The following is a 22537-nucleotide window of genomic DNA, read 5'->3' on the forward strand; positions in this document are numbered from 1 at the left end:
TCCGGGTGCAAGGGCGGCGTCTGCGGCAAAAAGCCGATATGCCGTTTCGCCTCTACAGGGTTCTCCCGGATACTCACTCCCTTGATATAAACGTTTCCCTCTGTAGGGCGTAAAACACCGCACATGATATTCATCGTGGTCGACTTGCCCGCGCCGTTGGAGCCGAGCAAACCGTAAATTCCGTTCCGGGTAATCTCGAAATTGATATCCCGTACCGCCCACTGGATCGTGTAACGATGGGATAAATTCTCAACTTTTACGATTGATTCTTCCATACAATAGATTTACTTTATAATAGTGATTAAAAGGTATCCGCTCCATAATAGAAACCGGTTTCGTTAATACCCGCAACTCTTCCTCCGACATTCGCTTTCGATACCAATCTATAAGTAAGCAACTCATTATCGACAGCATAAACCATAACATCTCCATTCTCGCATCCGACAACCATATATTTATAACTATTATAAACAACAGTATATAGTAGTACCGTAACTTTAGAATCGACAGAGATCCATAGTTTATCCGAATAATTCTCCCCGAAATTAATACAATGTATTTCATTGCCTTTAGCATAAACCATTTTATTCGCAGGACCGGAATAACATCCGAAGGTCATAAGTATGTCCTCCGACGTCAAATACACCGGTAAAGCAACGGGAGCCGACTCCGTGTTCTCCAACACTTTCATATCGGAAGAGCTAAACCTGAAATCATACTTGTAGGTTTTACCTCCCTGATTGTAATAAATAGCATTCCCGGACACATAAGTTTTGCGATCATAAGTCGGACACAAGTGTATTACATCCACATCGGCCGGAATCTCCCAAAGAGGAAAAGGATAATAATTTCCGTCACCCTTAACCAAGGGACGTATTGTAGCATTCATACCATTATTTTCGGATTGGATAATCAATACCCTTCTGTTTTTCTCGTCAAAACAAAGAGGCTCACGATCCCGGGACACGTAAGTACTAAATTTAGTTACTTTATATCCCTTGCTATCAATAAAATAAGGATCTGACAAGTATTTTCCGGTCAAATAATTCTCTGACATTTGTCTTTTGAAAATACGTCCGTCTTGCGTAGCGATACAGGAAAGACGCAAGTTGTCAAACGCATCAGCCGGCTTAAAATTATCCGGAGTTCCATTCAAAAACTCGTCTTTCATATCGGTATACATCGTAAACGTCTCATTATTTAACTGGTATACTCCTTCTGTCGTCGTAATAAGAGAAGCTCCCGAAGTAGACGAAATATGCGGTGCCAAACAATTCCGTATCTTAAGCGGTTTACCCGGAATATCTTCCCCATTCATTTGATAATAAAGATCATCTTCCATAAAATACTCGTAAACCAAATTAGGACCGTCGTATCTTGTTTTCAAACGGAAATAAGAACATTTGGTCGCATCCGTATTTTTATCAGACACCACGACAAAACTTCCGATATAAAATTTCGGCCGGAACCCAAGATAAGCTCTTCCTATATAGGTAATACCATTTTGTTTATTGATAATACGTAATATTCCGGTTACGCCTGTTTCGGCTTTATTTAAATTCGCTCTTGCCATCACGGTATCCGTTTTCATTTCGAAATTGGACTCTTCCGAGATAATTGTACCGTTGACCTCCCATTCATACCGGAAAATATCCAATGCTGCCACAGAATCCTCACCAAAAGTAAAATCCTTGCCTTGAGGCATGAATTTCATCATTTCACCTTGCGTTCCGTTGATTCGTATCGGCTCGGTATTCGGGTCTATGATCCATTTCGGAGCGAGTCCCAAATCTTTATATGTATAATTACCTTCGTCTTTAAAACACCCAGTCAAAAGAGATGCTAAAAGAAGACAACCTAATAAAACTATATTTTTCATAGAATTCATTGTTAATCAGATTAAATTGCAACTTCGATTATACTACCATCAATGTCGGTAATGTCCTCTATCGGCTGTTCAGCCAACCACTCCTTAAATTCCATTACCAATTTGATCGCCTCATCCGGATGTTCTTCTATCAACTCTTTCCCCATTCGAGCCTCTTTATCAACATTATTCAAGAAAAGCTGGTATTTCTTTTGCGAATATTTTCCTAACAATCCGTCCACGACCTCCTGTGTCCACCACTCCGGTTGCATCGCAACTGAAGTCATAATAATTTTCGCCCGTCTGCGTTCTACCTGTCCCAAGCCCACGCCATCAGGCGGAACCAACTCTACTACAAGGCGTACACCTTCCGGTAGATCATCTAAACGATCCGATTTAATCAACTTGATATATATCGTATCTTTTATCACCTTAGCATCTTCTCCTATGGTGTTCGTATGGAAAACGTAAAAATCATCCAAATCGTATTCATTCGGATTAGCCGTTGTCTCCTCCTCTATGACCCTCAATCCGAACTTAATCTCAGAAGTCAAAGGAGTTCCTGAAAGCTGAACTTCAACAGGAACCGTTATGTCCGTCGTTCCTTCCGGATAAAAGAAAAAAGAGGTTACCGTGGAATCTGCTTCTTCCGTTCCGGGAGAAAAGGCATTCATATAAAACTTATCGAAAAATATTTCGTGCCCATCATGGAATGTCAAAACCTTATCTTCATCACAAGAAAAGAAGAACAGGGTTATTAAGATGGAAAGTGGAAATAAATACTTTTTCATAATTTCTATTTTTACAATCAATAATTATAAACTCTGGTTACTTGGAATCGGTACCAAATACTCGCTCCGACTCATCGGACGTACAACATTTTTTCCAAAATCGATATTAGCATCCAAACGCTTGTACAGATAGAAAAGCTGTCCTTCGGAAATCCATTCCCGACGAGCATCTCTGATCAATTCATCTACAAAATCGTTCCAACTACCAACCGTTATTTTTTCCGTACATCCTCTCTTTTCCCGAATATCGTTCAATATATTCTGAGCTTCACCGAAGTCTCCGTTACGTGCATGATATTCAGCCATGATATAACGCATTTCCGTAGCCCGGATAACGGGAAGAACACATAGATTTTCGTCCCGGGTTTCCTCGTTCTCACTGATAAACCATTTTCCAGAAATCGGATACTGCCCATTGCTGTTAGTCGCGTAGAAGATCATATTGAGAGCGCGATAGTCAGTTTTAGACTCATCAACTCCTCCTCGGGTATAAAATATCTTTTGTACATCTTGATTGATAACCAACCACGTCGGATAGGAACCGCTATAAAATTCCCGTTTAAAGAAATACTCCAGGCCTAAGTCGTTATACGCCTTTTCATTGTACACGGCAAAAATCAAATTAGAGATAACCTTCAAATCGGTCTTGGAATCCCAATCGCCTCTACGAATTCCATTGTAATCATCCTTTCCAAAAGCAGATTGCAGTCCGTAGTAATCTTTCACTTGGAAATCCATAATCTCCTTGGCACAATTAAAAGCCTCCAGATGCTTTCCGGCATATTGATATACACGGGCCAACAATGCCGTAATGGCATAATAATTCAAACGATAGCCTCTTCCTTTAAAAAAAGCATCTATTTTTGAACCGTTCGAATAATCATCATAGATAACGGTTCCAAAAGAAAATTGATTATTAAAACGAGCTTTACCCGTAATCTGCAAACCGACACCGATCTCCGAAGTATCCCACTCTTTTACCAGATCCCGTCCTTTTTCCAAATCGGTAATTACTTTCTCCAAAAAAGGCGTAACGGTTATACCGCTCGCTTGAATATTCGGGTAACGATCGACATAAGGAACATATATCTGGTTATCATCATGTACCGGCGCCGGTGCAAACAGACGCAACATATCAAAATGCATCAAAGCCCGACAGGCATAAGCTTCACCCAAGATCATATCTTTCTCCATCTTTCCCTCCTTAAACAAATCCTCGGATGCGTTTTCCACATTTTGTATCAGATTATTGGCATTGGCAATCACATTAAAAGCTGCTAACCACACGGCTTCAATCGTCGGTGTTAAATAACTGCTGGTATAATTGAAATCTCCCGCGTCGATATACAGTTGCCTACTGGTCACGTTGTTGGCAATTTTCAAAGAATATTGCTGAGACATACAATCCACCATTCCAAATGCCAATTCAACCCCGTACAAATTAGAGGATCCCATAGATTTATATAATCCGTTCAATACGGAGTGATATCCGGCCGATGTTGAGAAAACTTGTTCTTCGGTCGCCTGAGTATCCGGTTTCAAATCCAGCCACTCCTCACAAGACGCGAGAGTCAAAGCAGACAATACTACTATTATATTTATAATTTTCATATGATTAATCTTAAAAATTAGAAACCTACACTAATGGTAAAACTATAATTCTTAGCATACGGATAACTGGTTCCCCGCTCTTCTTTTATTGTTGACCACCTACATAAATCATTTGCATTGAACCGGATTCCAAGAGAGGTCAAGCTAATTTTTTGCAACAATTCTCTTTTGAAATCATACCCGACAGATAAACTGCTAAACGTCAGATAATCATCATCCTGAACCAAACGCGAAGTCGGTTTGGTTGTCGTATTATTAGTCAAATCGATATAAGGCGCAATATCCCCCGGTTTCTTCCACCTCTGTGAAAGAACCCGTTTATCCACGTTATTATCCTTTATATTAGCATTCTCCACTTTTGCCCGTAAAGTTTCGTTATAAGACTGGGAGCCCCATTGGTAAGAAAAATAAGCATTCACGTAAAATCCGCGATAATTCACATTGATTCCAAAAGTTCCGTTAGCGGTAGGACTTTGATCTCCCACGACAACCTGATCGTCCGCACACCAAGTATAAGAACTGGTTCCGTTTTTCTTGATAAATTTCTCTTTACCGTTTGCCGGATCAATGCCCGCTGATCGTACGGCATAAATAGCGGTGGTCGAAGCTCCTACATAATACTGGGTAAAAGGTGTAGCCATGAATTCTCTTCCATAAGAAGGCCAACTGGAATCGTACTCTTCGTTCAATTTTCTATTATACTCTTCCGTCGATTTACCGAGAGAGGTAATCTCATTCTTATTACCCGCCATATTACCGGTTAAAGTAACTACCCATTTATCATTCTGAAACACGGTAGCGCTTAGATTCACCTCGAATCCCTTATTTACCACACTACCCGAATTGGTGTAATATTGATCGAAACCGGATGAAGAACGAATGGTTACCTGATCGATCAAATCATTTGTTTTCTTGTGGTAATAGTTAGCCTCTATAGTATAACGATCATTAAAAAATCCCAAGTTAATACCGAAATCCAATGTATTTGTCTTTTCCCAGGTCAAATCCGTATTTCCCAAATAAACCAATTTAGTCGCCGGACCGGTATAATACCAGCTATCGGCATCCGTTTCATAGGTAGTAACGGCCGTATAAGGTTGGAAATTCACCTTACCCGTACTTCCGTAAGATCCGCGAATCCTCAATGTACTTATAAGCCAGTGATCTTGCAGCCATTTATAGTTATGGAAATTTACTCCGAGCCCGACAGACCAGAAAGGAGCAAAACGCTTATCCGACCCGAATTGAGAAGAACCGTCGAAACGAACAGAAGCATCCAACAAATAGATATTATCCAACGAATAATTCACCGAAGCCAAAAAGGCAAATAACCGGTCTTGGTTTCTGGAAACGTCCGTTTTATCCGGTTGTGTAGCCGCAAAGGCAGGAGTATTCATCGTTCCTAATTGGAATCCTTTAAAAAGCATATTATAACCTTCCGTTTTGGATTCCTTAATGTTCAACCCCATCGTCGCATTAACGAAATGTTTACCAAAAGCACGATTATAATAAAACATAGCGTTTATATTCCAATTATATCCCGTCGACAAAGAACGGGATAATTGCCCTTTCTCTTTAATTGCCGTATACTGGTAAGAGGGATCGTCCGGATCCTTAAAAGACTCGGTTTTGGAATCATTTTTCGTAACACTAAACTGCCCCTTAAACTGAAGTCCTTCCAAAATATACCAGTTAATATCCAGATTATCGGTTAAATCATAAATATGTCCTTTTCCGGAATAACTTTCCAACGTGGTCTTCCACAAGGGATTCGTAGTTCCGTCCGTCAATTGGGACAACAATTTACCGTCATCACCTTTATAAGCAAGATAAGGTTGTTTATTGGCGTATTCATTGAATGTTCCGTACGGTGAATCCTCCGAGCGAGTCATCGTGTAAGAGACATAATTACGAATCTGAAGTTTGTCCTTGTAACGAAAATCCACCGTTAAGCCGGCTCCCGCACGACTACGATACGATCCTCTCATCGCTCCGTCGTTACTATCATAATTGAAGTCCAAACCATACCGTACACTTTCGACACCGCCCTCCAAATAGAAACTATGTTTATGATTAAATACATTACGTAAAGGAAGAGCCAACCAGTCCGTATCTACCCCCCGCAACACCTCCGTCAATTTCTTATTATATTCCATCTCCCCGTACACATCATCGGAAAAAACTCCGGACAACCTCTCCACTTCCAGCTTTTCAGCAGCATTACACAAATTGTAATCGGATAAATCCGGTAATACCACTTCACCCGTGAAACTATAAGTAATTCTCATCTCCCCGGGTTGAGGAGCGACAGTCGTAATAACGATCACACCGTTCGCAGCTCTCGAACCGTACATAGCCGTAGCAGCAGCATCTTTCAAAATTGTCACGCTCTCGATACGGTTCATATCCATATCGTATATTTTTTGAGCGGACGCCTCGAATCCATCCAAAATAAAGACCGGAAGATTCGGGTTATCCTGGACGTTGGTCCGCTGTGTTTTTTTGGCATATTCCACATCCAAACCTTTTGCCATAGCAATACTGGACTCACCCCGGATATTGAATTCGGGTAAAGCATTAGGGTCAGACCCCCAAATCGAGTTGTCTTTCAAACGAACAGAAGGATCAAATATTTGAAGAGCCCCGATCAAACTCTTATTATTGGTCTTCATTAATTGTTCCTTGGTTACCTTAGTCACGTTTCCGGTAAAACTCTCCTTTCGTATCGTGTTGTATCCCGTTACAACCACATCTTTCAATCTCTGCTTTTCCTCCTTCATGGTTACGTTAATCGTATCTTGTCCGGTATATTTAATTTCCTGAGTTTCCATCCCCAAAAACTTAAATATCAATGTAATATCTTTCACATCCGGCAATCTCAACGAATACTTTCCGTCTACACCTGTAGTAGTTCCCAAATGTGTACCTTTAATCACAATTGCAACACCGGGAAGCGGAATCTTCTTCTCATCCATGACTTTACCGGCAATTCGAACTTCTTTCTTTTCATCTTTCGCAACCGTTTCTTTGATAATGATCATATCATTTTCTATTTCAGCCTTAAAGCCCGTTCCCTTTAACGCCGCATCCAACACCTCCTTTAGCAAAGCATTCTGCATATCAACGGTAATGGAATTAACCCGTTTCACTTTATTATAGTCATACAAAAAACCGACCTCACATTGACTCTTTATAGCTGAAATCAACTCTTCGATACCGGCATCTTTCAATTTTACACTCACTCTTTGATCTTGGGAATGTACCGCTGCATTCAATCCCAGATTGAACACTAACAAAAATAAACAAAGGGGTTTCATACATAATAGCACCTTACGACACCACCTTTTTTGCAAAGGTCTGTACAGTTTTCTTCTTTTTTTCATAAATTTGTATAGTTAAATTAGACACCTAAGGAGCAAGTCGGCAAACTTATCTCCTTTGAAGACAGGAGAAGACGATTCTCCTGTCTTATCGTTTTCGTACTTTCACTACATTTTTATCCACCGCAAATCTCACATCACCTACCTCCTCCAACAAATGAAGGATATAATTGAAATTATCAAAACGCTTCAACTCCCCAGAAAACAAAGCTTCCTTCGCATCGGCATTTTGATAAAAGACCGTAAAGTTATACCACCGGGATAAAATCGTTAATATATCCTCCAAGCGCTTTTTCTTAAAGACGTATTTCCCATCATGCCAAGCTACATACTCCTGAACATCCACCTGCTTTTTCACTACTAAATCGCATTTCTTATCGTACCGGAGCTGCATACCCGGTTCCAAAATATAAAGAGGGCCCGACTTGCTCTTAAAGTTCACCTCAACCTTTCCCTGTACTAAAGTTGTATGCACCTCCTCCTCGTCTCTGTAGCAAGTCACCCCAAAGCTCGTTCCCAAAACGGTAATCTCCATGTCCCCGGCATGCACGATAAAAGGACGAAGGGTATCTTTTTGTATCTCGAAATAGGCCTCGCCTTCCAAATAAATTTCACGACTCGTTCCGACAAAAGCAACCGGGTAAGTCAAACAAGATTCCGAATTTATGTATACCTTGCTTCCATCTTCCAAATCTACCGTATACTCCCCACCTCTTGGAACATCCAACTTGTGAAAGATCAATTTCCGCATAGAGTCCGTCTTTTGTATCCGAGCGGAATACACCAAACGAGTACTATCTACCTTTACTTCAATACCTGATTTTTCTTGGAAAGAATTATTTTGTTTACCTAAACGGTGTTGACTACCATCCGATAAATACAAAATGGCATCCCTGTGTCCTGGCGTTATCCGATGTACAGTAGGAACAGCCCTTAAAGATTTGTCATCTTTAACATTCAACAAAATAAAGATATACAACCCTATACATATCACGGCCACGGCACTCCAATAGACAAACATCGGCCGATGAAAATAGCTCAATCGTTGTTTTTTCTTCAGCTTACGAGCAAATACGATCCAAGCTGCCTCAATCTCTTCTTCTGAAAGCTGTTGGGCTTTTGGCATCTCGTTCATTCTCTTCATCTTTTCGAAGTATCGCCGATGCAACTTACTCTCGTTTAGCCACGTTTCAAACCTCCGATTCTCTTCCTCCGACAAGGTTCCTTCTATTTTCCTATAAATTAGAATCGTTGAAATCTCCATTTATACACAATACTTTTATCTTTTTATACTCTAAAACGGAGACCCTTTTGTTTTGTGTGACAAAATTTTTCAATATTTTTTTTGAAAAAATATTTTTATCATACCCCTTTGCCATACAACAAATTAGTGGCAACAAGCTATTGGCGCATACCGCACATTCATAAAAGAAGCCCCTTAACGGGCCTATTAACAAAAATGAATCGTACGTTCCGACAACTTTATACTTTATCTATATTTCTATTATTTCAATATTATTAATATTATAAAATAAACTCTAATCATTCTATTGCGTTATCAAAAAAAAGATCATATGAAATCGACAGATCTCCATGCAGGTATCCTGAATATGGGAAAAATGATTGAATACGCCGATCAGGGTATCATCAGCAAACAAATCATTAAGAATGAGGCAGGTAATATCACCCTATTCTCTTTCGATAAAGGACAAAGTTTAAGTGAACCCACGGCTCCGTTCGATGCTTTGGTGCAAATTCTCGACGGGAGAGCCCAAATTTACATCGATAAAAAATCATTTATCTTAGGAATCGGCGAAGCGATTATCATGCCGGCAAACACTCCTCACGCCCTAAATGCTGTCGAACGGTTTAAGATGTTACTTACGATGATCAAAGGATAACCGGAAATAACCCTGATAAATAAATCCATCGGTAGTGATCTAATGGCAATTCAACCTGCAAACAAACTTCATTACAGGCTAAATATCTCTATTTTAGAGCCGTTTCATAACGAGTACCGAAATCATATTCCTTCTCCATCCGTCAATCCCCATCGACGGATTCTTTTATATAGATCGGTGTATACTTGGATATACTATGTGATGATGAATAATAGACACGGACAACAATATAATTCTCCCCCCAATCCACTTCTTCCCGCTTCGGCGTCCATTCCAAACTTCCTTTAGGAGATTCTATTTTCCCTATATAAGTTTGAATTTTATCCTTCTTTTCCACGTAAACGGACATAGATAAAGGTTGATTTATTTCTGCTAAAACCGTCACAGACTGCCCCAACACGATCGTATCTTCGGATAAACCGACAGCATACTCCACATTTTTCGAATTATAAGGAGAATCCTCCCCTTTACTGCAAGAGAGTAGCATCCCTAAAAAAATAACTAACCCGACAAAACCGATATTTTTCATTATTCTTTGTTTAAATGACTTTCAAAGTTAATCTTGACTTTTCTTTTATGCAAATTCAAAGACTCCTATTTCGATGTACCCGTTAATTTTGCCAAACGATTTCCTTCTCTTTCGCAATCGCAAACAACCCCATCAGCAAGAAAACAGCCATGTTATCATCACTCAATTGTTCTCTCAACTTTTTATACCCGCGAGCAATCTGGGTACGGACGGTATTCATCGTAATCCCCAATTCATTAGAAATCTCCCAATATTTTTTCCCTTCGACAACGCTCATTAAAACGATTCGCTTACATTGATCCGGTAATGTCTCGATTGCACTTTGTATCTTCGCGTACAATCTTTCATCCACACATTTATCAATATCGGCCGCGTAGAGCATCGCTTCCGCCATCAAAAACTTATTACGATCCATTACTTTCAAATGTCGTAAATAATCGATGGCGGCATTCCGGGCCAGACAATACAGCCAAGATTTCAAATTAAAATCATTCGGAAAAGAAGAACTATTTTCATACAATTTTAAAAAAATATCCTGAACCAAATCCTTGGCCGTATTCCGATCCCCAATATGTCTCTCCACAAACAAGACAAGCACCTTATAGTACATTTTAAATACTATTTCGTACGCTTCGGGATCTCTTTTTTTCAATCCCTCAATATAAATGTTGTCTTCCTTTGATTTAACTATCAACTCCTTATATCTTTAATCCCGGTTTTTATTTTAGCTTACAAAATCCATTTATTGGAATTTTCAAAAATATTAAAATTATTTCAACTCATCAACTACAAATTATCAAATATTATTACAATTATATCCAATACCAGCAACTACACAATTTGGTTTAAAGTAGATCAAATTTAATCTTTATAATCGCTCTATTTTAGAAAAAAATAAGTTCCCCTCGTCATACCTTAAATCGGAAGCATCCCGTGATAACTCGGATGACGGTTCTCGAACGTCCAAATCAACATGAAGAACCCTCCCTCTCGTTCCAAAATCGAAAAAAATAAAAATAAATAATACCATAAGAAAGGACAATTTTTAATGCGTTATCAGACACTTATATTAATTTTGTGACGTGACACCCTAATGAACGTTTGTTGAATGCTTAAAATTAACAATATCCGTCGTGTTGTTAGGAATACCGAGCAACAAGCATATTTGGTTATGGAAGCGTTTAGCTTTATCCCGTTTTTAGAAATCTGATATATTTCAAGTGATACGGGGATTAGCGTTACAAACGTTCATGCTTTTCGTATATATGAAAACGTATATAGGTTTAGCGTGGAGTGTCGTTTTATCTTGTACCACAGGTTTACCAGAACCTCTGAAACAGATAACTCTAACAGTTCCCACGCTTGAACCGAAATACATTCTATATAAGTCTGATATATAATTGTTATATATTGCTTTCTTATGAATATGGTACCGTAAAGTTCCCGTTGCTTGTTAGTTTCCCGAAAGCAATAATAACTATCACAGCATAGATTTGCCATTGCTTTGAATATTGATTCCATTGAAATATCAAAGGATTCAATTTTTGCAGCTTCATGTATCCTTCATCGTAAATATTGGTGTATTTTTTATGCTCAAATTTAATATAGAACAAGCAAAAACAGAGCTATGATATTCTTATCAAAAGATATATAATACACCTGTTTTGAAATTAAGCCGTATTTAGTGCGAAACATAAACGTCAACTATGCTTAAGCATAGAAATAATAATAAATATTATTTGAATATGGGCATCTGTCACGAGCTTACAGAGGAAGATATAAAGTTCCGCTATATCAACTATGCCATCATTAGCAATTAATGGACGAAAGATAGTATCTTCATGGAACAGCATGTTAAGTTTACCGATGGTAAAATCAACTTGCATGGTAATTTTGTGCATCGTGAAAAGCCGAAATTCGCAGACTATGTGCTCTATGCAAACAAGGCAACTCCCATAGCTGTCTATAGACTAAAAACACCAATCACCCTGTTTCGCATGGGCTGCAACAGGCTATGGAATATGCTAAATGCTTGATGTGAATTTTGCTTTCAGTTCAAACGGAGAAGGTTTTGCGGAACATGACTTTCGGACGGATAAGGAGAGAACTTTCGGAATGGATGAGTTTCCATTCTCGCTTCCAGGTCTTTGAATTCTCCGACGTCGATGCAGAAGCGCACCAGCGTGCGTACCTTATGGAAACCGTAACGTCCGGCTGCTCCGGGGTTAATCTGGAGCATATTCAGGCTGCGGTCGTATTTGACTTTGAGGATATGCGAGTGTCCGCTGACGAACAAACGTAGCGGGCGCACTAACAATGTGCCGACGATGGAAGGGGCGTACTTGCCGGGATAGCCTCCGATGTGCTTTATCAGTATGTCGGTTCCATCTACGGTGAAACGATTCAACAACGGAAAGCGTTGTCTCAGGTCCTGGCCGTCGATGTTGCCATATACTGCGCACGGGAGGCGGAATGCCGAAAGGCGGTCGGCTACCTCGGCGGAACCGATGTCGCTCGCGTGCCAGATTTCGTCGCATTCAGCAAAGTATTGTTTGTATCGCTCGTCCCACCAGGCGTGGATGTCCGATAAAAGTCCGATTCGTATCATTGCTTTTCTTTTGATTTGGACGACTAAAGATATTATATTGATTGCGATAAGCGGTGGGAAGCATCCTGCGATTGTCGATGTAAACGGAAAATATTGTAAGAAGCGTGTGCTTCATTCTTGTCTTTGAGAACCTGAGAAATTATCAAAACACTCGAGAATGGCACAGGCGGTTTCCTACGCGGATTTCAGCGTGGGTCTGCTGTCTATCTATCGAGTGTAAGGTTTTCTCAGGACTGTCAAAGATAATGGGTAGCACGTAGTTTTACGCTTATTCTTCTTCATGTTAATGCTCATAAATAAGATTTCTTTTGCCACAAAGAACTAAAAAATTTAGTTGGGCTACAAAAGTACTTTCCCAATCCATTACAAAAAACACATAATCACCTGGAAGCAAGATAATCAATAAGCAAACGAGTCTGATAACGACGCGAATATTGACGAATATTATCCCAATTACGAGGCAAAACTTCACGATTTTGCCATATACGATAGCACTTCATAATGACCTCTTTAATGCCTTTTATATCAGACTCGTCTACTACAAAGCCTGCCTTGGTCTCCTCCATTAAAGCACCAACAACATCAGTAGGATCATACATAGCTATAATTGGCTTATTAGTAGCCAGATAATCAAGAAGCTTTCCTGAATAAACTCCCTTGCGCCCTTTGGGATGTACCATGACTAAGACATCTGTTTCATAAACTGATATCCTTATGGCTTCATCATGGATTACAGCATCAAGTTCCTCAACATTAGACTTTATGGAATCGGGAATATTCAACTTCATATAATTTCCTACTATCTTTATTTTACTGTCGGCCGGTAACCGTCCTTCACATATTAATTCAGAATAAGCCTTAAACCAATTATCAGGAGTTATCTGGCCATAAAAGTGACCTATATATCCCATAGTGAAGTGGTTTTGGAAATTGGTTTCATGAACTTCTTCATAGTCATAGCCATTTCTGATCTCAAGAAAGCGATCATGTATAGTCATAGCCCGGAAATCGTCTAGAATCGGCTTCGACACAGACAACACTAAATCGGCATTATTCAATATCCGACGTTCAGGCCCCGCAAGTCTACGGGATATTTTCCACCTGTCTTTCGGCCATTTAATCTTCGACATCTCGTCACGCATGTCAGCTACCCAATAAAACTGATATCCCTTCCTACGCATAGCCAAAGCGATCATGTGCGGTGACAACATCCCATAAGTAGTCAATACCACATCAAATTTCCTGCTATCAAACAGCGTTTTCACACGTTTTTGAGCCCTAATACGCCATAAACGTTTGTCATCAAGCGTCAAACGGTATTCCAAAGCCCGAACAATACGCCGGGGAACCCACTTCCGCCGAGATTGCAAATATTGGTGCAATTGCTGTTCAGAAATAACAGGATCCTTAAGATAATGTATTTCACACCCCTCCCAAAACGTCGTATAATCACAACAACCTTCAGTAACTACAGTCACTTCATAACCGACTTCATGAAAATATTTGGCAAAAGCATTAATCCGAAAAGAAGCTATTCTATTATTCGGGAAAAAGTAATTAGATATTATCAATATATTCATAACGTTATGGATTGTTTGTTTTTAATCTAAACGTGGACAACACCGACTTTATTAAAGAAAAATATCTGATGCCGGCAATGCGAGAGACAAAAATATAAACCATGAGATAGGCAAATGAGCCAATGACAAAACGAACCAATTCACCATTAGCATTGCACAATTCCAAAATTACCTTAGACACCAAACCAGCTAACAATGAACTCACCAACAACCTGACAAGGCCACCCCACGGTATCATGCGAGAAAGACTGACATCGAACATACGGGAGATAGATTTCATCAGAAGAATCAGGCATAATATGGTAGTGGAGACAAATATCACGGCAATACCGGTAAAAGACGGAAAAAATCGAACACAGACGATATCGAGACAGACAATCAGGATGGCAATAAACAAATGAATATTTGCAAAAACATTTCCCTTTCCGACCGCAAACATTATCGGACCGTAGGGAAGCACTCGAACAAAATTAACTACTGTAATGATGCGAAACAGATGTGCCGCATCTTGATAACCATTCCCAAACAAAAACATCATTATATCCTCGGCGAAAATAAAACAATATATAGCCACCGGATATATCAATGCCGCTGATTTATAGACTGTCCTGTTCCACAACGATACGTACTCACTTTTAGAAGTACCGGCGCAACGCATTCTCAAAAACTCAGGCAGCATAACAGTCCCGACAGCACTGACAATCATGTTCGCCAACGGTAATTCACGAAATCCGTTGGCGAATACGGCAAATTCACATTCTCCAAAATATCGGCTTACAAAAAACGGGCTTGACGACAATATGATGAATCCATATATTCCTGCATAAAAAACAGGCAAAGAGAACCTGAAAACATCGACAAGCCTTAGCGAACTGCACACAGACCCAATACCAGAGAAAGGAATATACATCAATAGCAGGCCGACGGCACATGTCAGTGCCGATGCAACCACAAAACCTGTAACTGCACCTTTAATCCCGGTGTCAAAAACCGTCACTGCCATTACCACACATACCAGCGTTACCAAACGACTTATCAACACATAAATAAAAATAAGCCGAGTCTTCTTATAGACCGTAAGGACACCCTCGACACCAATAACCGGCATTAGCAACAAGGGTACTGGAGAGAAGCAGCGAATATACTGGTCTAACATAGGATTGCCCAGTAACCCGGCAATCCATCCGGATCCGCAAAATAAGGTCAGGGAAAACAATGCACCAAGCAACATAAACAGCATATTAAGCTTACAGACCACTGAACGTCCTTCGTTAACCGGCACCAATGTCAAGAAATAGGAATAACTCTTGGGAAGGCCCAAAGAAAATATAATCAACAACGTGTTATATACATAGAATATTTGGCAGTATGTACCGTAAGCGGATTGATCCATGAAACGGCTCAATATTGACGCCAATGCCAGTGACATACAAAAAGATGCCATATTAGCCAGACCAAGCCACGCTGTAACTGCCGTACGGCTCTCGCCCATTGCAGGAGGCATATTCTTGACGTTTTTACACATAATCATTCGGCACAACAATCACAATGTCCAATATTTCATATTCTTTATACGACCTCGATAAATTCCTTTCAAATCAGCTAACAAAGCATCCTTGTCAATGGTTATCGATAAGAAATAGTTTTCGTCCAAATCCAAAAAATCGCTATGTCCTACAGTAACAATGACAACATTATAAGGGGGACAGATATTTGAGGACATATCAACCCCAAAAACTTTTTTGACATTAGCCATATCAGCATGAGGGTCTACCAGATCGATCGCAACGCCACCCGCCATTAACAATTCCCTAAGACGGAATACGGCCGGATTGCGAATATCATCGGAATTATCTTTATAGGTGACTCCCATTATCAATGCCTTTGCCGGCTTTGGGCGAGACAGGTCAATCCTATCAAGTACCGAACGGGCTATATAGTCTGACATACCATCGTTTACTACACAACTATACTTGATCAAAGGTAAATCCATTCCCCAATGACGAGCTTCGGAAATTAAATAATACGGATCTACAGGGATACAATGCCCGCCAACCAAACCGGGAGCATAAGAGGAAAAATTCCATTTTGTAGAAGCCAAATCGAGCACCTTGCGCAGGCTCATCCCCATATGCGAAAATAATGCGGACAATTCGTTCACCAATGCAATATTAACTGCACGTTGAACATTCTCTACGATTTTTGACGCCTCGGCCACCTTAATGGAGGAAGCCGCATGTACACCGGCTGTAATAACATAGCCGTAAATTTTCTGTAATTCCTCAGTGGCAGCCTTATCAATGCCTGACACAACTTTCGGAGTATTAGATAAAGTATGCGCCGAATCACCGGGATTTATACGTTCAGGAGAATAACCAACTTTAAAATCAATGCCACACCTTAATCCCGAGATTTTTTCCAACAATGGCACACACTCAGACTCTGTACAACCAGGATACACCGTAGACTCATACACGACATAATCACCTAACTGTAAATGAAGACCGACAGTACGCGTAGCAGACATGAGCTGAGATAAATCGGGACGCATGTACCTGTCAACGGGAGTACCTACCGTCACAATAAAGAGGGACGCATCGTCAAGAGCACTATCAGAGGATGTGACATTCAACGACTGTGATAAATGAACACATTCGTCACGAAGATGATTCACACGGGACTCGGATATGTCATAAGCTATCACATTAAAGATTTTGGAAAACTCCAACGCAACAGGAGCACCCACATACCCAAGCCCAATAACAGCCACAGAAGTCTCTCGATCAAGAAGACGCTGAAATATCGTACTCATGTCATTCATATTCAAAAATCACATTACCACACCGATGATACTTTATTCCCGACTCAGGACACACGGCATTATCATTACAGTCAAACTCAAGCATATGGCCATAACGACTCATCCAACCAATCTGCCGACTTGGTACACCGATCACTACAGCATAATCAGGAACATTATGAGTTACCACACATCCAGCTGCAATAAATGCATAGCAACCAATTGTCACTCCGCAAACCACGGTTGCATTAGCACCAATGGTAGCCCCCCTACGCACAATCGTTTTCTCATAATTTCCTCGCCGGGAAATCTCGCTGCGAGGATTGCGGACATTAGTAAAGACACACGAGGGACCTAAAAAGACATCATCCTCGCAAATGACTCCTTCATACAGAGACACATTGTTCTGAATCTTAACATTTCGCCCAATAGTGACACCAGATGCTATCATAACATTCTGCCCCAAATTGCAGATATCACCAAGAACAGCTCCGCACATGACATGAGAAAAATGCCAAATCTTACATCCGCGTCCTATTCTTGCTCCCGGATCAACTACCGCAGTAGGATGAATAAATATATCATCCGTACATTCACAATAATTACACATACTTACTTGTAAAAATTCTTTATAGCCTCTATCACAATCCTTTGATCATCTTCTGTAATATTTCCATGCATAGGAATAGACAAAACGGATTCAGAAAGTGTTAAGGCATTTGTTATTTTCTTATCCATCGAACACGCCTTATGGTAGGCTGGCTGCAAATGTAACGGCTTAGGATAATAAACCATAGATTCGATACCGGCTTCCTTTAATGCCCTGCGCAGGCTATCGCGAGTTTCGGAAGGAACTTTTAGTGTGTACTGATGATATATATGGGTTCCGAAAACAGCCTCAACAGGAGTCTGAATCATAGGGACATCTGACAACATGGCTGTATAAACAGCAGCCGCATGACGCCGATGAGCAATCCATCGGTCAAGATGAGGTAGCTTAACCCTCAATACCGCAGCCTGTAAGGTATCAAGACGGGAATTTAAACCAACATAATAATGATGATATTTTACACCTTGTCCATGATTAGCAAGCGACTTAATCTTATGAGCAAGCTCAGGATCATCAGTAAACAACGCACCACCGTCACCAAAGCACCCAAGCACTTTGCTCGGAAAGAAAGATGTACAACCGACCAAACCTATCGTTCCTGCATATCGACTACTTTTATCGGAAAACACGAATCGGGATCCCAACGACTGAGCATTATCCTCTATTACCACGAGCCGATATCTGTCAGCTATCTCCATAATCCGCTCCATGTCACATGGCTGACCAAACAAATGTGTTGGAATGATGGCTTTAGTACGAGAAGTAATCAACCGTATCACACTTTCATAATCAATATTAAACGTAATAGGATTGACATCGGCAAATACCGGATGCCCTCCAAGAAGAACTACCGCCTCTGCAGCGGAAACAAACGAAAAAGAGGGAATAATAACTTCATCACCAGGACACAATCCGACAGCCATCAAAGCCAGAATAATCGCATCGGTACCATTGGCACATCCTATGCAATGCCGGGCACCGACATACTCAGCCAACTCAACCTCAAAAGCATGTACATCGGTTCCATTGATAAACGAGCCGCCAATCATGACATCACCCACGGCGCAATCCATTTTGTCTCGCAAATCAGAATATTGTGCCTGGAGATCAACCATCTTTATCATCGGAAATAGAATTTAAAATACAAACCGGACAAAGGGATGGCAATCTCCTGTCAATGCAGAAACAGACTCCTTTTGTATCATTGAAGCTGTCTCAATGGCAGGTGCAGCGTCAGCAATAGAGAAACCATCTCCTTGAAAAATACGTTCGTAACAGAGTGTGTGGAGATTAGAAAAACCATTAGAAAAATCAAACTTTTCGCCATCAATATCAAGCCTGCGACAGGAAGACTGATCGGCCGCATACGTACGGTTGATACTCAAAAAGAACTTCACTCTGGCTCGTTTAAGTAGCATTACCCCGGCAATGCAATCGGAAGCGGAGTGATGCACATAGAAATTATCCATGCTTCCGAACACCCATAGCAACATATCAATGAAGTGAACCCCAATATTCAGTATTAATCCGCCACTGCGGGACAGGTCACCTTTCCATGATTCGGCATACCATTTTCCGCGAGGAACCACATAAGTAAGTTCAACATCATGTATGCAATCAGATGACTGTATGTCAACCAGTTGCTTTAAGCGTACTATTTCAGGGTGAAGCCGCAATTGCAAAATCGGATATACGCGATGTCCTGATTGTATCTCAGCCTCTCTCATTATAAAAAGTTCCTCACCATTCAATGCCAAAGGCTTCTCGCAAATAACATCTGCTCCAGCTCTCAAGCCCATAATAGAGTGTTTATAATGAAGATGATTGGGGGTACACACGGCCAGGTAATCCACACTCTTTTCAATCGCCTTTACAAACGTCTCATAATCAGTGGTAAAATAAGCGTCAGGGAAATAACTATCAATAACGCCCACACTATCAGACAAACCATGAGCCATGACCAAATCGCATCCCAAACTTTTCATGGCAGCAAGATGGCGAGTCGCCACATATCCCGCCACTCCAATAAAGCCTAAACGTTTCATCAACAAAATATTATATTCACCTTAATTTTCAGAGTCTATTTAAATCTACCCAAACCATTCCTTTATGGTTTTCTCTGAACGGTGCCAAGCATGATTCATGCCGACTTTTCTCAGTGCGAAATTACTTATATTATATACATATTACAAAATCCCCCCTCCTTTTTAAATAATTTAACGCGGGTGCGACTGACATAGGACATCAAACATTTTTTTCAACACATCGAACGGAAGTGCCTGGCGGACGGCGCTCGTGTCGTCGGGATCGAATTTGCGGATACACTCTATAACAGCTTACTTATTCTCACAGTCAAAATAGTCTGCAAGCGGGTGTTTCTGTATCTTTTTCTTTCCGGTTGTGTATTATAACTTGAACGTTGCATCAATATTATTTTCCGCTAAATTTGTTGCACTGACATTTTTGTCATTACCTGCCTCCAGTTCAGCACAGCAGTAGCAATCTGCAAAGCCCATTCACCGACATGGCCTTTCTTCATGGCCTTGTTCATGGAGAAGTATCTGTCCCAGTCTACTCGGATACGGAAGCCGTTCCTGATGGGTATAACTACAATCTGTCTGGCGACAAAAGAGCAACCGAGTTTGTCGGCATTGGCCACCTTCGGGTTCTTCATCTGTCTATAATACTTATCATCGCCTCGAAACTCTTGCCGTAATACAACCGGTTAAATCACCTATCTGGGAATTGAGGTACACAATATCATTTTTATGAAAAAAATTCTCATGTTAGCGGTTATTATCGCAAGTACGGCAATTGTGCAAACGCACAAGAATCAAGGTTCGGCGTAAGAGGCAATATGAATCTCTCGAACATTATGAACAAGTACGATGGTTCTCTTGCAGAAGGAGACAAAGCATCGGATTATGAAAATGATTTCAAAAGTCGTTTAGGATTTAAAATCGGTGTGATTTACGATTGGGGACTTAGTAAAGCATTTTATATTCAACCCGGATTGTATTTCTCTACCCAAAGTGCGCATGACAGTGAAAAAGAAGAAGGCGATAAATATGAACAAAAATGGAAGCTGAATTATTTACCGTTATCGATCCTCGCTTCGTATAGGATTGCATTGAGCGACAATATGAAATTACATATCAACGCTGGTCCATATTTAGCGCTTGGATTAGGAGGAAAAGTAAAATGGAACGCAACAATCGGCGGGGAAAAATACAAGGGAGACTACAAAGCTTTTGGAACAACCAAATCGGGTGATGACGAGTCTGAAGATGAGTCAGACAACAGAAAAGGCGGTCTAAAAAGATTTGACGCCGGGTTAAGCTTTGGAATCGGAGTTTCAATTAAAAAGTTTTACGTCGGTTTAAATTATGATCTGGGATTGGCAAATATTGCCGATAAGGATCAATGGAAAGATTATAAAATTAAGAATCGTAATTTTTCAATCGGAGTTGGCTATAATTTTTAACTCTTCTCCGCTCTTTTCCATTCGAGTTTAAAATAGAACATTAAAAAGACTGCCGAAAAAACATTCTTAAAAAAAAAATCCAAAAGCTTGTCACCCGTTTTCAGGGGGTCGTTGTGTTATTGATAAAATAACATAAAAAGGATGAATTACAACGATCAAGACATAGAATTTGCCTATCGTATCTTAAATCACCGAAAGGAGTTACATGAAGAAGAAATTACTGCCTGGTTGAAAAATCCGGAACATCTGAAACTATTGGATGAAATAGCGGCAATCCGACAATCCTTCTCTTCTCAAGACTTCGAAATCATAAAAGAAGAAGTACATTCCCGTCTTTTGCAATCCATACAAAAACAACAAAGTTACCGCCATATGATTCGATGGTCGGTAGCCGCTTCAATCCTCATCGTGATCGGCCTATTGGCTAATCAAGTCATAAATCGTTCGATAGAAAAAGAGTGCGTCACGCTGAAAACTCCGATTGCCGCCATTACACCCGGAGAAGTAAAAGCCCAATTGATCCTGCCCGACGGGAAAGTAACCAAGCTAAAATCGACCAATCAACGAGTAGAGGTTCCTTTTGTACAAGGGATCAAAAATGATTCCCTATTAGGACTTAGCTACAAACAAGTTCATATCAACGATATAAATCTGGCCGAATCGGAGATTTACAGTACGTTAGTCGTACCCACGGGCGGATTCTACCCGCTGGAATTATCGGACGGAACGCGGGTATGGCTGAATTCCGAATCGGAATTACGTTTCCCGGTCAAATTTCTGTCGGACAAACGGCAAGTTACCTTAAAAGGAGAGGCTTATTTCACGGTGAAAAAAGACAGTACCAAACCGTTTATCGTGCACATAGAAAATGCATCTGTCGAAGTATTAGGTACCACGTTCAATATAAACACATACGGCGATGATGAAAACATATATACGACACTCGTAAACGGTTCCGTACGATTCGTCTCTGAAAAAAACAAACAGGAGATCATTCTGAAACCCGGAATGCAAAGCGTAATGAACACACGTACCGGAAATACGGATATAAGACATGTGGATGTACAAGATTATATCTCTTGGAAAGAGGGACGTTTCGTATTTCATTCCATGACGTTGGAGTCCATCATGCAACAACTCCGACGCTGGTACGACATCCAAGTTTTTTATCAAAATCCGGAAATAAAGCAATATGAATTCAAAGGAGTGATCAACAGAGACATGGATTTGGATAAAGTTTTAAATATTATATCAGAAACAACGAATATAGCATTTAACATAAATGGCCGGACAATAACCATATCAAAACGATAAAGAAAGATTACTTATTTATTACTAAAGGAAGAAAAACGAGGATTGCCGTGAACAACCCTCGC

17 protein-coding genes and 3 pseudogenes are annotated in these 22537 nt (G+C 40.4%); 4 read left to right on the forward strand and 16 right to left on the reverse strand.

The features are described from left to right. The 6 genes from DMB45_RS13275 to DMB45_RS13300 all read right to left on the reverse strand — a co-directional run. Positions 1-275: ATP-binding cassette domain-containing protein (locus DMB45_RS13275; RefSeq protein ID WP_146216452.1), on the reverse strand; the 275-nt coding region annotated here is incomplete at its 3' end. A 26-nt stretch (positions 276-301) separates the two neighbouring features. Continuing rightward, complete coding sequence (locus DMB45_RS13280) at positions 302-1879, reverse strand: PKD-like family lipoprotein (RefSeq protein ID WP_160289622.1); 1578 nt, start codon at positions 1877-1879, stop codon at positions 302-304. Positions 1880-1899: 20 nt separating this feature from the next. After that, on the reverse strand, positions 1900-2658 hold the full coding sequence (locus DMB45_RS13285; RefSeq protein ID WP_041505153.1) for a DUF4843 domain-containing protein: 759 nt from the start codon (positions 2656-2658) through the stop codon (positions 1900-1902). 24 nt (positions 2659-2682) lie between these two features. Beyond that, a complete protein-coding gene (locus DMB45_RS13290; RefSeq protein WP_041505152.1) occupies positions 2683-4269 on the reverse strand; it encodes a RagB/SusD family nutrient uptake outer membrane protein in 1587 nt (528 codons plus the stop codon). A 17-nt stretch (positions 4270-4286) separates the two neighbouring features. Then, positions 4287-7652, reverse strand: coding sequence for a SusC/RagA family TonB-linked outer membrane protein (locus DMB45_RS13295; RefSeq protein WP_041504418.1), 3366 nt, complete (start codon positions 7650-7652; stop codon positions 4287-4289). An 85-nt stretch (positions 7653-7737) separates the two neighbouring features. Further along, entirely contained in the window at positions 7738-8913 is a 1176-nt protein-coding gene (locus tag DMB45_RS13300; protein ID WP_052634861.1) for a FecR family protein, read from the reverse strand. 310 nt (positions 8914-9223) lie between these two features. On the opposite strand from DMB45_RS13300, the gene DMB45_RS13305 reads away from it, so the two are divergent. Next, on the forward strand, positions 9224-9550 hold the full coding sequence (locus tag DMB45_RS13305) for a cupin domain-containing protein (RefSeq protein WP_041504417.1): 327 nt from the start codon (positions 9224-9226) through the stop codon (positions 9548-9550). 142 nt (positions 9551-9692) lie between these two features. Here DMB45_RS13305 and DMB45_RS13310 read toward each other — a convergent pair whose 3' ends face one another. Then, positions 9693-10079, reverse strand: coding sequence for a hypothetical protein (locus DMB45_RS13310; RefSeq protein ID WP_041504416.1), 387 nt, complete (start codon positions 10077-10079; stop codon positions 9693-9695). An 82-nt stretch (positions 10080-10161) separates the two neighbouring features. Then, a complete protein-coding gene (locus DMB45_RS13315; protein ID WP_235375110.1) occupies positions 10162-10731 on the reverse strand; it encodes an RNA polymerase sigma-70 factor in 570 nt (189 codons plus the stop codon). Positions 10732-11824: 1093 nt separating this feature from the next. Between DMB45_RS13315 and DMB45_RS15095 the strand changes: the two are divergent. Continuing rightward, a pseudogene (locus DMB45_RS15095) lies at positions 11825-12209 on the forward strand (type I restriction enzyme HsdR N-terminal domain-containing protein); the annotation flags it as partial. 7 nt (positions 12210-12216) lie between these two features. On the opposite strand, the pseudogene DMB45_RS13330 reads toward DMB45_RS15095, so the two are convergent. The 8 genes and pseudogenes from DMB45_RS13330 to DMB45_RS14950 form a co-directional block, all read right to left on the reverse strand. Further along, a pseudogene (locus DMB45_RS13330) lies at positions 12217-12687 on the reverse strand (metallophosphoesterase family protein); the annotation flags it as partial. A gap of 380 nt (positions 12688-13067) precedes the next feature. Continuing rightward, positions 13068-14267, reverse strand: a complete 1200-nt coding sequence (locus tag DMB45_RS13335; protein ID WP_041504414.1) for a glycosyltransferase — start codon at positions 14265-14267, stop codon at positions 13068-13070. Between the two features lie 4 nt (positions 14268-14271). Then, positions 14272-15771, reverse strand: coding sequence for a lipopolysaccharide biosynthesis protein (locus tag DMB45_RS13340; RefSeq protein ID WP_052634859.1), 1500 nt, complete (start codon positions 15769-15771; stop codon positions 14272-14274). Positions 15772-15810: 39 nt separating this feature from the next. Next, the gene (locus DMB45_RS13345; RefSeq protein ID WP_237143314.1) at positions 15811-17079 is read right to left on the reverse strand and encodes a nucleotide sugar dehydrogenase; all 1269 of its coding nucleotides are present in this window, start codon (positions 17077-17079) and stop codon (positions 15811-15813) included. A gap of 1 nt (position 17080) precedes the next feature. Continuing rightward, positions 17081-17677: an acyltransferase gene (locus DMB45_RS13350; protein WP_052634856.1), complete on the reverse strand. Its 597-nt coding sequence runs from the start codon at positions 17675-17677 to the stop codon at positions 17081-17083. Positions 17678-17679: 2 nt separating this feature from the next. After that, the gene (locus DMB45_RS13355; protein ID WP_181416522.1) at positions 17680-18801 is read right to left on the reverse strand and encodes a DegT/DnrJ/EryC1/StrS family aminotransferase; all 1122 of its coding nucleotides are present in this window, start codon (positions 18799-18801) and stop codon (positions 17680-17682) included. 12 nt (positions 18802-18813) lie between these two features. Then, positions 18814-19722: a Gfo/Idh/MocA family protein gene (locus DMB45_RS13360; protein ID WP_041504412.1), complete on the reverse strand. Its 909-nt coding sequence runs from the start codon at positions 19720-19722 to the stop codon at positions 18814-18816. A gap of 395 nt (positions 19723-20117) precedes the next feature. Then, positions 20118-20351 carry a DUF6043 family protein gene (locus DMB45_RS14950; RefSeq protein ID WP_052634854.1) on the reverse strand — a complete coding sequence of 78 codons (234 nt, stop codon included), beginning with the start codon at positions 20349-20351 and terminating at the stop codon, positions 20118-20120. Between the two features lie 159 nt (positions 20352-20510). On the opposite strand from DMB45_RS14950, the pseudogene DMB45_RS13370 reads away from it, so the two are divergent. Further along, a pseudogene (locus DMB45_RS13370) lies at positions 20511-21161 on the forward strand (porin family protein); the annotation flags it as partial. 141 nt (positions 21162-21302) lie between these two features. After that, the gene (locus tag DMB45_RS13375) at positions 21303-22475 is read left to right on the forward strand and encodes a FecR family protein (protein ID WP_041504411.1); all 1173 of its coding nucleotides are present in this window, start codon (positions 21303-21305) and stop codon (positions 22473-22475) included. Positions 22476-22537 lie beyond the last annotated feature (62 nt).

The sequence above is a fragment of the Sanguibacteroides justesenii genome, assembly GCF_003204205.1.
GTDB classification, from domain to species: domain Bacteria; phylum Bacteroidota; class Bacteroidia; order Bacteroidales; family Marinifilaceae; genus Gabonibacter; species Gabonibacter massiliensis.